A 13,898-nucleotide genomic window follows, 5' to 3' on the forward strand; every position below is an offset into this window, starting at 1 on the left:
CAGTCGCCGGCCGGCGCCCAGCGCGTCGGCCGACGGCGGACCCACAGCAGAGAAGACGACTGCACGAAGGGGAAGCCATGACAGCGACGACCGACGGAAGCACCGGAGCGGTGACGCCCCGCGCAGCCTCGGCCAGCCAGCCACTCGACAAGGCCGCAGCGACGGCAGGGCCGCTCGACGCCGCCACGCGCGCCATACAACGCTCCACCGAATTCCTGCTCGCGCAGCAGGACGTCCAGGGCTGGTGGAAGGGCGACCTCGACACGAACGTGACGATGGACGCCGAGGATCTGCTGCTCCGTCAGTTCCTGGGGATCCGGGACGAGAAGACCACCCGCGCCGCCGCGCTCTTCATCCGCGGCGAACAGTGCGAGGACGGGACCTGGGCCACGTTCTACGGCGGTCCGGGCGAACTCTCCACCACCATCGAGGCGTACGTCGCGCTGCGTCTTGCGGGTGACACGCCGGACGCCCCGCACATGGCGAAGGCCTCCGCCTGGATCCGTGACCAGGGCGGCATCGCCGAGAGCCGGGTCTTCACCCGCATCTGGCTCGCCCTGTTCGGCTGGTGGAAGTGGGACGACCTCCCCGAACTCCCGCCGGAGCTCATCTACTTCCCCAAGTGGCTTCCCCTCAACATCTACGACTTCGGGTGCTGGGCCCGGCAGACGATCGTGCCGCTCACGGTCGTCTCCGCCAAGCGCCCGGTGCGGCCCGCGCCCTTCCCGCTCGACGAGCTGCACTGCGACGCGCGCGTACCGAATCCGAGCAAGCCCCTCGCACCTGTGGCGAGTTGGGACGGCGTCTTCCAGCGTCTCGACAAGGCGCTGCATCTCTACCACAAGGTCGCCCCGCGCAAAGTACGCAAGGCGGCGATGAACAGTGCCGCTCGCTGGATCATCGAACGCCAGGAGAACGACGGCTGCTGGGGCGGCATCCAGCCGCCCGCGGTCTACTCCGTGATCGCGCTGCACCTGCTCGGCTACGACCTGGAACACCCGGTCCTCAAGGCGGGCCTCGCGTCGCTCGACCGGTTCGCGGTCTGGCGCGAGGACGGTGCCCGGATGATCGAGGCATGCCAGTCGCCGGTCTGGGACACCTGCCTGGCGACCATCGCGCTCGCCGACGCGGGCGTGCCCGCCGACCATCCGCAGCTCGTCAAGGCCGCCGACTGGATGCTCGGCGAGGAGATCGTGCGCCCCGGCGACTGGTCCGTACGCAGGCCCCAACTGGCCCCGGGCGGCTGGGCGTTCGAGTTCCACAACGACAACTACCCCGACATCGACGACACCGCCGAGGTCATCCTGGCGCTGCGCCGTGTCGATCACCCGGACCGCGCCCGGATGGAGAACGCGATCGCCCGCGGCGTGCGCTGGAACCTGGGCATGCAGTCCAAGAACGGCGCCTGGGCCGCCTTCGACGCCGACAACACGAGCCCGTTCCCCAACCGGCTGCCGTTCTGCGACTTCGGCGAGGTCATCGACCCGCCGTCGGCCGACGTCACCGGGCACGTCGTCGAGATGCTCGCCATCGAGGGCAAGGCACACGACCCGCGCACCCGGCGCGGCATCGAGTGGCTGCTCGCCGAACAGGAGCCGGACGGCTCGTGGTTCGGCCGCTGGGGCGTCAACTACGTATACGGGACAGGGTCCGTGGTGCCCGCGCTCACCGCGGCAGGACTGCCGGGCTCGCACCCCGCGCTGCGCCGCGCCGTCGACTGGCTGGAGTCGGTGCAGAACGACGACGGCGGCTGGGGCGAGGACCTGCGCTCCTACCGCTACGAGGAGTGGCGGGGCCACGGCGTCTCCACCGCGTCGCAGACCGCCTGGGCGCTGCTCGCGCTGCTCGCGGCCGGGGAGCAGGACTCCAAGGCGGTGGAGCGGGGCGTCACCTGGCTCGCCGAGACGCAGCGGGACGACGGCTCCTGGGACGAGCCGTACTTCACCGGCACCGGCTTCCCCTGGGACTTCTCCATCAACTACCACCTCTACCGGCAGGTGTTCCCGCTCACCGCCCTTGGCCGCTACGTCAACGGGGAGCCGTTCGCGGGCCTCTCCGCCAAGGGGGGTTGATGGAACGGACCCCGGCAGTGCCGGGCACCGCACCGCTGCTGATCGCCTGCGCGCTCGGCATCGAACGCCTCGCCCTGCGCACGGGTGACCGCGCGGGCGCGCACGGACAGGTCACCGTGCTCCGTACGGGCATGGGCCCCAAGAACGCCGAGCGGGCCGTCACCGGCGCGCTCGGCAAGGAACCGATGCGCCACGCCGCCGTCGTGGCCACCGGCTTCTGTGCCGGGCTCGCCCCCGGCATGCACCCCGGCGACCTCGTCGTCGCCGAGCAGACCCGCGACGCACACGGCCACACGACCTGCGTCGGCACCGATCTGCTGGTCAAAGAACTGGTGCGCGCCGTGCCCGGCCGCACCGTCCACACCGGCCCGCTCATCGGCTCCGACCACGTCGTCCGCGGACACGAACGCACCGACCTGCTCGCCACGGGAGCGATCGCGGTGGACATGGAGTCCGCCGCGACGCTGCACAGCGCGATGCGGGCGGGACAGCGGCCGGTTGCCGCCGTCCGGGTGGTCGTGGACGCCCCACAGCACGAACTCGTCCGCATCGGCACGGTGCGCGGTGGAATATCGGCTTTCCGCGTCCTTCGTGCCGTGCTTCCCGCATTTTTCGAATGGCACCGTTCTTCTTTGCTCCCCCGGAGGTGAGCCAGATGGCCATGCCGCTGCGCCAGACCATCAAGGTCGCGACGTATCTCTTTGAACAGAAGCTCCGCAAGCGTGAGAAGTTTCCGCTGATCGTCGAGTTGGAGCCGCTCTTCGCGTGCAATCTCGCGTGCGAGGGATGCGGAAAGATCCAGCACCCGGCCGGAGTGCTCAAGCAGCGCATGCCCGTGGCCCAGGCCGTGGGCGCCGTGCTGGAATCCGGTGCGCCGATGGTGTCCATCGCCGGTGGCGAACCGCTGATGCACCCTCACATCGACGAGATCGTGCGCCAGTTGGTGGCGAAGAAGAAGTACGTCTTCCTCTGCACCAACGCCATGCTGCTGCGCAAGAAGCTGGAGAAGTTCACGCCTTCCCCGTACTTCGCGTTCGCCGTGCACATCGACGGGATGCGGGAGCGGCACGACGAATCCGTCGCGAAGGAGGGCGTGTTCGACGAGGCGGTGGAGGCCATCAAGGAAGCCAAGAAGCGCGGCTTCCGGGTGACCACCAACTCCACGTTCTTCAGCAACGACACGCCGCAGAACATCATCGAGGTCCTCAACTTCCTCAACGACGAGCTGGAAGTCGACGAGATGATGCTGTCACCCGCCTACGCCTACGAGAAGGCGCCGGACCAGGAGCACTTCCTGGGCGTCGAGCAGACCCGCGAGCTCTTCAAGAAGGCCTTCGCGGGCGGCAACAGGAGGCGCTGGCGCCTGAACCACTCGCCGCTGTTCCTCGACTTCCTGGAGGGCAAGGCGGACTTCCCGTGCACCGCGTGGGCGATCCCGAACTACTCGCTCTTCGGCTGGCAGCGCCCCTGCTACCTGATGAGCGACGGGTACGTCCCCACGTACAAGGAGCTCATCGAGGAGACCGACTGGAGCAAGTACGGCCGTGGCAAGGACCCGCGGTGCGCCAACTGCATGGCGCACTGCGGCTACGAGCCGACCGCCGTCCTCGCCACCATGGGCTCCCTCAAGGAGTCCATCCGCGCCGCCCGTGAGACGGTCTCCGGAAACCGCGGGTGACGCCATGACCCCTGGAACGCCTGTCGCACTGGGCCTTCCTGAGCTGCCGGTCCGGCCGATCGCGGAGCGTCGCGTCTCGCGGCGCATCGAGGTCGGGCCGGTGGCCGTGGGGGGCGGCGCGCCCGTCTCGGTGCAGTCGATGACGACGACGCGTACGTCCGACATCGGGGCGACGCTGCAGCAGATCGCCGAACTGACGGCGTCCGGCTGCCAGATCGTGCGGGTGGCGTGCCCGACGCAGGACGACGCGGACGCGCTGTCCACGATCGCGCGCAAGTCGCAGATCCCGGTGATCGCCGACATCCACTTCCAGCCGAAGTACGTCTTCGCGGCGATCGACGCCGGATGCGCGGCGGTGCGCGTGAATCCCGGCAACATCAAGCAGTTCGACGACAAGGTCAAGGAGATCGCGCGGGCCGCGAACGACGCCGGTACGCCGATCCGCATCGGGGTCAACGCGGGCTCCCTGGACGCGCGCCTCCTCAAGAAGTACGGGAAGGCCACTCCCGAGGCCCTGGTCGAGTCGGCCCTGTGGGAGGCGTCGCTCTTCGAGGAGCACGGCTTCCGTGACATCAAGATCTCGGTCAAGCACAACGACCCGGTGATCATGGTCAACGCCTACCGGCAACTGGCCGCCCAGTGCGACTATCCGCTGCACCTCGGCGTGACGGAGGCGGGCCCGGCCTTCCAGGGCACGATCAAGTCGGCGGTCGCCTTCGGCGCGCTGCTCAGCGAGGGCATCGGCGACACCATCCGGGTCTCGCTGTCCGCGCCGCCCGCCGAGGAGGTCAAGGTCGGCATCCAGATCCTGGAGTCCCTCAATCTCCGCCAGCGGCGCCTGGAGATCGTCTCCTGCCCGTCCTGCGGACGGGCCCAGGTGGACGTGTACAAGCTGGCCGACGAGGTCACGGCGGGCCTGGACGGCATGGAGGTGCCGCTGCGGGTCGCGGTCATGGGGTGTGTCGTGAACGGGCCGGGGGAGGCCCGCGAGGCGGATCTCGGTGTGGCGTCCGGCAATGGCAAGGGGCAGATCTTCGTCAAGGGCGAGGTCATCAAGACCGTGCCCGAGTCGAAGATCGTGGAGACCCTCATCGAAGAGGCGATGAAGATCGCCGCGCAGATGGAGGACGAGGGCGTCACCTCAGGGGTGCCCGACGTCACCGTGAGCTGAGAAGAACCGAAGAACCAGAGAGGGGGCCCGAGCATGACCATTCTGGAAACCATTCGGGGGCCGCGCGACCTGAAGGCGCTGACCGAGGCCGAGCTCGACGAACTGGCCGAGGAGGTACGGGAGTTCCTGGTGCACGCGGTCGCGAGGACCGGAGGTCACCTCGGGCCCAACCTGGGGGTGGTGGAACTCTCCATCGCCCTCCACCGGGTCTTCGAGTCGCCGCTCGACCGCATCGTGTGGGACACCGGCCACCAGAGCTATGTGCACAAACTCCTGACCGGCCGGCAGGACTTCTCCAAGCTGCGCGGCAAGGGCGGCCTTTCGGGCTACCCCTCGCGCGCGGAGTCCGAGCACGACATCGTCGAGAACAGCCATGCGTCGACGGCGCTCGGCTGGGCCGACGGCCTGGCCAAGGCGCGGCAGGTCCTGGGGGAGCGGGGCCATGTCGTCGCCGTCATCGGTGACGGCGCGCTCACCGGCGGCATGGCGTGGGAGGCGCTGAACAACATCGCGGCCGCGAAGGACCGGCCGCTGATCATCGTCGTCAACGACAACGAGCGTTCGTACGCCCCCACCATCGGCGGCCTGGCCAACCACCTCGCCACGCTGCGCACCACCGACAGCTACGAACGGGTCCTGGCCTGGGGAAAGGACATACTTCAGCGCACACCCGTCGTCGGTCACACGCTGTACGAGTCGCTGCACGGCGCCAAGAAGGGGTTCAAGGACGCCTTCGCGCCGCAGGGGATGTTCGAGGACCTGGGGCTCAAGTACGTCGGGCCGATCGACGGCCACGACACCGGGGCCGTCGAGTCGGCACTGCGACGTGCGAAACGCTTCCACGGGCCCGTCCTCATCCACTGCCTCACCGAGAAGGGGCGCGGCTACGAGCCCGCGCTCGCGGACGAGGCCGACCGCTTTCATACGGTCGGCGTGATGGACCCGCTGACCTGCGAGCCCCTCGCACCCTCCAACGGGCCCTCCTGGACCTCGGTGTTCGGCGACGAGATCGTGCGCATCGGGGCCGAGCGGGACGACGTGGTCGCGATCACCGCGGCGATGCTCGGGCCCGTCGGCCTGACCAAGTTCGCCCAGGCCTACCCCGACCGGGTGTGGGACGTCGGCATCGCGGAGCAGCACGCCACGGTGTCGGCGGCCGGGCTCGCGACCGGGGGCCTGCACCCCGTCGTCGCCGTCTACGCCACCTTCCTCAACCGGGCCTTCGACCAGCTCCTGATGGACGTCGCGCTGCACGAATGCGGCGTCACCTTCGTCCTGGACCGGGCCGGGGTCACGGGCGTCGACGGGGCCTCGCACAACGGCATGTGGGACATGTCGATCCTCCAGGTCGTGCCGGGGCTCCGGATCGCCGCGCCGCGCGACGCCGACCAGCTGCGCGCGCAGCTGCGGGAGGCGGTGGCCGTGGACGACGCGCCGACGCTCCTTCGCTTCCCCAAGGAGTCGGTGGGGCCCGCGATTCCCGCCGTCGACCGGATCGGCGGCATGGACGTGCTGTGCAACGACCCGGACCCGCAGGTGCTGCTGGTGGCGGTCGGCGTGATGGCGGCCGTCTGCCTGCAGGCCGCCGAACTGCTGCGGGAGCGGGGGCTCGGCTGCACCGTGGTCGACCCGCGCTGGGTCAAGCCGGTCGACGCCGAGCTGCCCGCCCTCGCCGCGCGCCACCGCGTCGTGGGCGTCGTCGAGGACAACAGCCGGGCGGCCGGGGTCGGCTCGGCCGTAGCCCTCGCACTCGGCGAGGCTGAAGTCGACGTACCCGTAAGGCGGTTCGGCATCCCCGAGCAGTTCCTCCCACACGCCAAGCGGGGCGAGGTGCTCGCGGACCTCGGGCTCACCCCGGTCGAGATCGCGGGGCGGATCAGCGCCACCCTGGCAGTCAAGGAGCACGGAGCATGACCAAGGAGTTCGACCTCGGCAGACTCCTCGCCGAGCGGGGCGCCGAGCGCTACGAACTGCACGCACGGCACCTGAACCATCAGCTGCCGCGCATGCTGCACACCATCGGCTTCGACAAGGTCTACGAACGGGCCGAGGGCGCGTACTTCTGGGACGCGGACGGCAACGACTACCTCGACATGCTCGCGGGCTTCGGGGTGATGGGCCTCGGCCGCCACCACCCCGTCGTACGCAAGGCGCTGCACGACGTCCTGGACGCCTCGCTCGCCGATCTGACGCGCTTCGACTGCCAGCCGCTGCCCGGCCTCCTCGCCGAGCAGCTGCTGACCCACAGCCCGCACCTGGACCGGGTGTTCTTCGGCAACAGCGGCACGGAGGCCGTCGAGACCGCGCTGAAGTTCGCGCGGTACGCGACGGGCAGGCCGAGGGTGCTGTACTGCACGCACGCCTTCCACGGCCTGACCACCGGCTCCCTCTCGGTCAACGGCGAATCCGGCTTCCGGGACGGGTTCGCGCCGCTGCTCCCCGACACGGCGATCCCGCTGGGCGATCTGGACGCCCTGCGCGAGGAGCTGAAGAAGGGCGACGTGGCCGGGCTCATCCTTGAGCCCATCCAGGGCAAGGGCGTGCACGAGACGCCGCCCGGCTATCTGCTCGCCGCCCAGGAGCTCCTGCACCGGCACAAGGCGCTGCTGATCGCCGACGAGGTGCAGACGGGCCTCGGCAGGACCGGGGACTTCTACGCCTACCAGCACGAGGAAGGCGTGGAGCCGGACCTGGTGTGCGTCGCGAAGGCCCTGTCGGGCGGCTATGTGCCGGTGGGCGCGACGCTCGGCAAGGACTGGATCTTCAAGAAGGTCTTCTCGTCCATGGACCGGGTGCTCGTGCACTCGGCGAGCTTCGGGTCCAACGCGCAGGCCATGGCGGCCGGGCTCGCGGTCCTGTCCGTCATGGAGGACGAGGAGATCGTCGCGAACGCGCGCGTGACCGGCGAGCTCCTGAAGTCGCGGCTCGGCGCGCTCGTCGACCGCTATGAGCTCCTGAGCGAGGTGCGCGGCCGGGGCCTGATGGTGGGCATCGAGTTCGGGCGCCCCAAGTCGCTGAAGCTGCGCAGCCGTTGGACGATGCTGCAGGCGGCGCGCAAGGGGCTCTTCGCGCAGATGGTGGTCGTGCCGCTGCTGCAGAAGCACCGCATCCTCACCCAGGTCTCCGGCGACCATCTGGAGGTCATCAAGCTGATCCCGCCGTTGACCATCGGGGAGCGGGAGGTCGACCGGTTCGTGGAGGCGTTCACCGAGGTGATGGACGAGGCGCACAGCGGCGGCACCCTGATGTGGGACTTCGGGAAGACGCTGGTGAAACAGGCGGTCGCGAACCGCTGAGGCCGTCCGAGGTCGCGCAGGTCGTCGGCGCCGGAGGCTTTTGCCTCTGAGGCAAGAAAGTTGCCTCGGAGGCAAGGGCCTGGCTCAATCGACGTATGAGCACCGCTGAGCCCGTCGAGCCGCCGGAGGCGGCAGAAGCGCTGCCGGCCGTCGCGCCCCAGCTGCGCGAGCTGCGCCGCCGCGCGTCCCTCACCCTGGAGGCCGCGGCCCGCAACGCCGGGCTCTCGCCCGCCCATCTCTCGCGCCTGGAGACCGGTCAGCGCCAGCCGTCCCTGCCTCTGCTGCTCGCACTCGCCCGCACCTACGGTACGACGGTCTCGGAGCTCCTCGGCGAGACGCCCGCGGACCGGGACGCGATCGTCCGCGCCGCGGACATGGAGCCGACGCGGGCGGGCGGCTGGACGTACTGGCAGGCGGGCGCGCAGGCCCGTGGCATGCAGGCCCTGCGGGTGCACGTGCCGCACGGGGCGCAGGGCGACATCGTGCGCGTCCACCCGGGCGAGGAGTGGCTGTACGTCCTGAAGGGGCGCCTTCGGCTGCGGCTCGGCGACACCGCCTACACGCTCGAACCCGGGGACAGCGCGCACTTCGACTCGCTGACCCCGCACCGGATCGCCGCCGCGGACCACCTCGGCACCGACCTGCTCTTCGTCCACACCCTGCTGCAGAGTCCCGCCACCGCGCTGTGCATCGGCGGGACCCCGCACAGCCCCACCACGGGAGACCCGCGATGACGGAACCTGAAGCGCAGCAGCCCGACCGGACGGATTCCGTGCCCGTGCCCGCTCCAGCGCCCGTGCCCGCCAAGAAGGCGATGTCCATGGAGGAGAAGCTGCCCCGCGGGCTCTGGATCCGGCTGATCATCTACGTGGCCGTCGGCCACCTCTTCGCGGCCTTCATCTACCTGCTGTTCTCGCTGGGCGCGCAGAACCAGTAGCCGGAACCAGCAGCCGTGGGCCCGCCCGTTCAGTCCAGGAGGTGCTCGCGCAGCCGCTCGCGGATCTCCGGGGTCACCTCGAGGCCCTCGGCGAGGTAGGTCTGCGTGTCGCCCCAGATCTGCTCGATCGTCTCGAAGGCGGCGGCCAGATACTCCGCGCGGGCCTCGAAGAGCGGGCTGAGCAGCTGCATGACCTCGGGGGACATCGCGCTCGGGGAGTCGTCGCCGCGGCGGACCTTGTAGCGGCGGTGGGTGGCGTTCGACTCCAGGTAGTCCGCCTCGATGGCGTCCCGCTCGACGCCGACGGCGAGGAGCGTGACGGCTATGGAGAGGCCCGCGCGGTCCTTGCCCGCGGCGCAGTGCATCAGGGCGGGCACGCTGTCGGCGGCCAGCTCGTGCAGCACGCGGCTGTGCTCGGCGGTGCGGTCCCTGATGATCTCGCGGTACGTGTCGGAGAGGCGCCCCGCGGCCTGCCCGTCGGAGAGCGCCGCGCGCAGCTCGTCCAGGTTGCCGTCGCGCACCATCGTCCAGAACTCGGCGCCGTGGGCCGGGTCGGTCAGCGGCAGGTTCACGTTGCGTACGCCGGGCAGCTCGACGTCCGGGCCTTCGAGCCGCTGGTCGGCCGCGTTGCGGAAGTCGTAGATCGTGTGCAGACCGAGGGTGGAGAGGAACGCGGCGTCGGACGCCGTGGCGTGCGCGAGGTGTCCGCTGCGGAAGAGTCGGCCCTGCCGGACCCGGCGGCCGTCCACGGTCGGAAGTCCGCCCACGTCACGGAAGTTGCGGACTCCGGCCAGTTCGGGCTCGGTCAGCTTCGTCGGCGGGACTTCCTGCGTCACGGGGGCTCCTCCCGTCCGGCCGCCGGCGCGACTCGCCGGTGGGGGTGCGACTTCGACCATACGACATGGGTTCCTGAGGCAATCACTGCTGGTGCATGAGCGTTGCCTCACAGGTGGAACGCCTCGATGATGTGCGCAGGCGCGCGCGCCTGTTCGTTTCGTTCTGAATCCATGTCCGTATCTGTGGGGGATTGATGATCGAGGTCGGCGAAGACGGGCGTACGTGGCTGCTCTCGGGGCCCACCAGCAGTTATGCGCTGCGGCTCACGGACGACGACGAGCTGCTGCACCTGCACTGGGGGCCGCGCATCGAGCTCGCCGACGCCGAGGCGCTCGCGGCGGAGCCGCTGCCCGCCGAGCGGTCCTTCGAGTCGCGGCTCGACGGGCGCGAGGAGTATCCCGTCGAGGGCGGGCGGCGCTTCGTGCGTCCCGCGCTCTCCGTGCGGGGCGCCGGGGTGCGCGGCAGCGAGTGGCGGTTCGCGGCGGCCGTGGTCGAGCGCGACGAACTGCGGGTCCAATTCGCCGATGCCGTACATCAGTTGGGCATCACGCTCGTCTACCGGACACGTGCGGACGTCATCGAGCGGTTCGCCGTCCTGCGTCACGAAGGGCCCGCGGACGCACCCGCCGTCGAACTGCTCCGCGCCGACTCCGCCACCTGGACACTGCCCTCGCGCGAGCGGTGGCGGCTCTCGCAGCTGCACGGGCGCTGGGCGGCCGAGTCGCGGCTCGTGCGCTCGGAGATCACGTACGGCGAGCAGGTCATCGGCAGCCGCCGCGGGCACACCGGGCATCAGCACCTGCCCTGGGTGGCGCTCGACGCGGAGGGGGCGACCGAGGAGCGCGGCGAGGTCCACAGCTGCGCGCTCGCCTGGTCGGGCTCCTGGCGGATCGCGGTGGGTCAACTCCCGGACGGCGCCGTGCAGATCACGGGCGGCCGGGGGCACGACGACTCCGGACAGGAGCTGCTCGCGCCCGGCGCCGAGACGGTGACACCGGTCTTCGCCGGGCTGTGGAGCGACGGCGGCTTCGGCGGGGCGAGCAGGGCCTGGCACGCCTATCAGCGCGCGCACGTGATCCCGGACGCCGACGCGCCCCGGCCCGTGCTCTACAACTCCTGGGAGGCCACCCGGTTCGACATCTCCGAGGACCAGCAGCGGGCGCTCGCCGGGCGGGTGGCCGCGATGGGGGTCGAGCTGTTCGTGGTGGACGACGCGTGGTTCGGGCAGCGCGTCAGCGACCGGGCCGGGCTCGGCGACTGGACGCCCAACCCGGACCGCTTTCCCGGCGGCCTCAAGCCGCTCGCCGACGACGTGCACGCGCTCGGCATGCGGTTCGGGATCTGGGTGGAACCGGAGATGGTCAACCCGGACAGCGATCTCTACCGTGCGCACCCCGACTGGGTGCAGCACCAACCCGGCCGTACGCGCACGGAGTTCCGCAACCAGCTGGTGCTCAACCTCGCCCGCGCGGACGTCCAGGAGCATCTGTGGGAGCAGCTCGACGCGCTCCTCTCCAGTGCGCCGATCGACTACGTGAAGTGGGACTTCAACCGCAGCTTCACCGACCCGGGCTGGCCGGGCGAACGCTATCCGCAGGGGATCTGGAACGCCCATGTGCACGCTCTCTACGGCCTTTTGGACCGCCTGCGGGCCGCGCATCCGTCCGTCGCCTTCGAGTCCTGCTCGGGCGGAGGAGGCCGGATCGACCTGGGGATCCTCTCCCGCACCGACCAGGTGTGGACCTCCGACAACACCGACCCCCTCGACCGGCTCGCCATCCAGGACGGCTTCAGCCAGGTGCACCCGGCGCGGGTCATGGCCGCCTGGGTGACGGACAGCCCGAACACCCAGCTCAACGGCCGGGTCAGTGCGTTGCGCTTCCGCTTCGTGAGCGCGATGGCAGGGGTGCTGGGCATCGGCGGCGACCTCATGGAGTGGAGCGCCGACGAGCTCGCCGAAGCGGCCGACTGGGTACGGCTCTACAAGGAGATCAGGCCCGTGGTGCAGCTCGGGGACCTCTACCGGCTGCGCCCGCCGTCTCAGCCGCTGAGCGCGGTGCAGTACGTCCACGGCGACGAGGTCGTGGTCCTCGCGTGGCTGCGGGCGCAGGCCCATGGCGAGGAGCCGCCCCGGGTGCGGCTGCGGGGGCTCGACTCCACGGCGACGTACGTGTGTCAGGAGACGGGGAAGGCCCACCGGGGCGCGGTGCTCCTGCACCACGGACTGCGGACCGGGCTGCGCGGGGACCTGGACGCGGCGGTGTTCCGCTTCCGCCGTGTATGAGTGGCGCGGGACCCGCCGTGTATTCCTGGCTTGGACGAATCTTGACCGGTGGCTTATCTCACCCCCCGTCAACCCCTCCCTACGGTGGCGTAGGTCACTTAGCAAGGTGAAAGATATGACGACGTGAGAGCAGAGTCGACATCCTTCATCCCTGACACATTCACCTCCTACGCAGCGGTCGGCGACAGCTTCACCGAAGGCGTGGGGGACCCCGGACCTGACGGAACGTTCGTCGGCTGGGCCGACCGTCTTGCCGTGCTGCTCGACGACCGGATGCCGGAGCACACCTTCCGGTACGCCAACCTCGCCGTGCGCGGCAAGCTGCTCGACCAGGTCGTCGCGGACCAGGTGCCCCTGGCCAAAAAGATGGGCCCCGACTTCCTGACGTTCTGCGCGGGCGGCAATGACATCATCCGTCCCGGCACCGACCCGGACGAGGTCGCCGAACGCTTCGAGCGGGCCGTCGCCGACCTCACGTCGGCGGTCGGCACCGTCATGGTGACCACGGGCTTCGACACCCGCGGGGTGCCGGTCCTCAAGCACCTGCGCGGCAAGATCGCCACGTACAACGGCCATGTGCGCGCGATCGCCGACCGCTATGGCTGCCCGGTCCTCGACCTGTGGTCCCTCAAGACCATCCAGGACCGCCGCGCCTGGGACGGCGACCGCCTGCACCTCTCGGCCGAGGGGCACACCCGCGTGGCGCTGCGCGCCGCCCAGGTCCTGGGCCTCGAGGTCCCCGCGGACCCGGACCAGCCGTGGCCCCCGGAGCCGCCGCGCGGCACGCTCGAGGTGCGGCGCGACGACATCAACTGGGCGCGTGAGTACCTGGTGCCGTGGTTCGGGCGACGGCTGCGGGGGGAGTCGTCGGGCGATCACGTGTCGGCGAAGGGCAGCGTGGACCCGTACACCGTCAGGATGCACATCGAGTCGGCGTCCTGAGGGCATCGTGTCCTTGGCAGGGGCGGGGCGGGGCCTTGAGCGGGTGGCGTCAGCCGGCCGGTGAGTCCGCGGGGAGCAGGCCCAGCTCCCGTGTCAGGGCCTCGTCCACCCAGGCCAGCATGCGGGACCGCGGCAGCGTGCCCTCGTAGGCCGTCATCTGGACCGCGAGGCCGTCCAGGAGTGCCGTGAGGCGCAGAGCGGTGTTCCGGGGGTCGGGGCAGGTGAACTCGCCCGCGGCGACGCCTTCCCCGATGACCTCGGCCAGTGCGGCCTTCCACTGCTGGTCCAGGTCGCGCGTCACCGTACGCAGAGTGGGTTCGCGCAGGGCGGCGGACCAGCCCTCGATCCACAGGCGCCAGCCCTTGGCCTGGCCCGTGGGGGCGTACCAGCGGACGGCGGCGCGCAGCCGGCGCAGGGCCGTCGTGCGGCGCCTCAGGAGGGTGCGGAGATGGGCGAGGTCGCCCTCCGCCGCGTGCGCGAAGGCGGCTGCCACCAGCTTCTCCTTCGTGGAGAAGTGGTACAGGACCAGCGCGTTGCTCACCCCGAGCGCCGCGGCCACGTCCGCGATGCGCACGGCGGCCACTCCGCGCACCTCGATCTGTTCGACGGTCGCGGCCAGGAGCTCCGCCCGCCGTTCCGCCACGCTCAACCGCACTCTCGCCACGCCGGGCAGCCTATCCA

12 protein-coding genes are annotated in these 13,898 nt (G+C 70.5%); 10 read left to right on the forward strand and 2 right to left on the reverse strand.

All coding sequences use genetic code 11. The features are described 5' to 3' along the window. The first annotated feature begins 77 nt into the window (after positions 1–77). The 8 genes from shc (at position 78) to AC07AG_RS09555 (ending at position 9,154) form a co-directional block, all read left to right on the forward strand. A complete protein-coding gene (gene shc, locus AC07AG_RS09520; protein WP_478753467.1) occupies positions 78–2,072 on the forward strand; it encodes a squalene--hopene cyclase in 1,995 nt (664 codons plus the stop codon). Continuing rightward, positions 2,072–2,722, forward strand: a complete 651-nt coding sequence (locus tag AC07AG_RS09525; protein ID WP_478753469.1) for a phosphorylase family protein — start codon at positions 2,072–2,074, stop codon at positions 2,720–2,722. Before shc ends, AC07AG_RS09525 begins: the two co-directional genes overlap by 1 nt. Before the next feature lie 5 nt (positions 2,723–2,727). Next, positions 2,728–3,750 carry an adenosyl-hopene transferase HpnH gene (gene hpnH / locus AC07AG_RS09530; protein WP_478753470.1) on the forward strand — a complete coding sequence of 341 codons (1,023 nt, stop codon included), beginning with the start codon at positions 2,728–2,730 and terminating at the stop codon, positions 3,748–3,750. Positions 3,751–3,754: 4 nt separating this feature from the next. After that, positions 3,755–4,921: a flavodoxin-dependent (E)-4-hydroxy-3-methylbut-2-enyl-diphosphate synthase gene (gene ispG / locus AC07AG_RS09535; RefSeq protein ID WP_478753472.1), complete on the forward strand. Its 1,167-nt coding sequence runs from the start codon at positions 3,755–3,757 to the stop codon at positions 4,919–4,921. 33 nt (positions 4,922–4,954) lie between these two features. Beyond that, positions 4,955–6,835: a 1-deoxy-D-xylulose-5-phosphate synthase gene (gene dxs, locus AC07AG_RS09540; protein WP_478753474.1), complete on the forward strand. Its 1,881-nt coding sequence runs from the start codon at positions 4,955–4,957 to the stop codon at positions 6,833–6,835. Beyond that, positions 6,832–8,217, forward strand: coding sequence for an aspartate aminotransferase family protein (locus AC07AG_RS09545; RefSeq protein WP_478753475.1), 1,386 nt, complete (start codon positions 6,832–6,834; stop codon positions 8,215–8,217). The genes dxs and AC07AG_RS09545 overlap by 4 nt, the downstream gene beginning before the upstream one ends. A 95-nt stretch (positions 8,218–8,312) precedes the next feature. Then, positions 8,313–8,951: a helix-turn-helix domain-containing protein gene (locus AC07AG_RS09550; RefSeq protein WP_478753477.1), complete on the forward strand. Its 639-nt coding sequence runs from the start codon at positions 8,313–8,315 to the stop codon at positions 8,949–8,951. After that, positions 8,948–9,154: a DUF6126 family protein gene (locus AC07AG_RS09555; RefSeq protein WP_478753479.1), complete on the forward strand. Its 207-nt coding sequence runs from the start codon at positions 8,948–8,950 to the stop codon at positions 9,152–9,154. Before AC07AG_RS09550 ends, AC07AG_RS09555 begins: the two co-directional genes overlap by 4 nt. 29 nt (positions 9,155–9,183) lie before the next feature. On the opposite strand, the gene AC07AG_RS09560 is transcribed toward AC07AG_RS09555, so the two are convergent. After that, positions 9,184–9,990, reverse strand: coding sequence for a tyrosine-protein phosphatase (locus AC07AG_RS09560; RefSeq protein WP_478753481.1), 807 nt, complete (start codon positions 9,988–9,990; stop codon positions 9,184–9,186). A gap of 194 nt (positions 9,991–10,184) precedes the next feature. Here AC07AG_RS09560 and AC07AG_RS09565 point away from each other — a divergent pair, with 194 nt between their 5' ends. Further along, positions 10,185–12,275: an alpha-galactosidase gene (locus tag AC07AG_RS09565; RefSeq protein ID WP_478753483.1), complete on the forward strand. Its 2,091-nt coding sequence runs from the start codon at positions 10,185–10,187 to the stop codon at positions 12,273–12,275. Between the two features lie 123 nt (positions 12,276–12,398). Next, positions 12,399–13,217: an SGNH/GDSL hydrolase family protein gene (locus AC07AG_RS09570; protein WP_478753485.1), complete on the forward strand. Its 819-nt coding sequence runs from the start codon at positions 12,399–12,401 to the stop codon at positions 13,215–13,217. Positions 13,218–13,266: 49 nt separating this feature from the next. Here AC07AG_RS09570 and AC07AG_RS09575 read toward each other — a convergent pair whose 3' ends face one another. Then, on the reverse strand, positions 13,267–13,881 hold the full coding sequence (locus tag AC07AG_RS09575; protein WP_478753487.1) for a TetR/AcrR family transcriptional regulator: 615 nt from the start codon (positions 13,879–13,881) through the stop codon (positions 13,267–13,269). Positions 13,882–13,898: the final 17 nt, after the last annotated feature.

Source organism: Streptomyces sp. NPDC044044 (assembly GCF_056434405.1).

Excerpts from the sequence above, each read along its gene's own strand:
- shc (WP_478753467.1), top strand. The coding sequence starts at position 78 with ATGACAGCGACGACCGACGGAAGCACCGGAGCGGTGACGCCCCGCGCA.
- AC07AG_RS09525 (WP_478753469.1), top strand. The coding sequence starts at position 2,072 with ATGGAACGGACCCCGGCAGTGCCGGGCACCGCACCGCTGCTGATCGCC.
- hpnH (WP_478753470.1), top strand. The coding sequence starts at position 2,728 with ATGGCCATGCCGCTGCGCCAGACCATCAAGGTCGCGACGTATCTCTTT.
- ispG (WP_478753472.1), top strand. The coding sequence starts at position 3,755 with ATGACCCCTGGAACGCCTGTCGCACTGGGCCTTCCTGAGCTGCCGGTC.
- dxs (WP_478753474.1), top strand. The coding sequence starts at position 4,955 with ATGACCATTCTGGAAACCATTCGGGGGCCGCGCGACCTGAAGGCGCTG.
- AC07AG_RS09545 (WP_478753475.1), top strand. The coding sequence starts at position 6,832 with ATGACCAAGGAGTTCGACCTCGGCAGACTCCTCGCCGAGCGGGGCGCC.
- AC07AG_RS09550 (WP_478753477.1), top strand. The coding sequence starts at position 8,313 with ATGAGCACCGCTGAGCCCGTCGAGCCGCCGGAGGCGGCAGAAGCGCTG.
- AC07AG_RS09555 (WP_478753479.1), top strand. The coding sequence starts at position 8,948 with ATGACGGAACCTGAAGCGCAGCAGCCCGACCGGACGGATTCCGTGCCC.
- AC07AG_RS09565 (WP_478753483.1), top strand. The coding sequence starts at position 10,185 with ATGATCGAGGTCGGCGAAGACGGGCGTACGTGGCTGCTCTCGGGGCCC.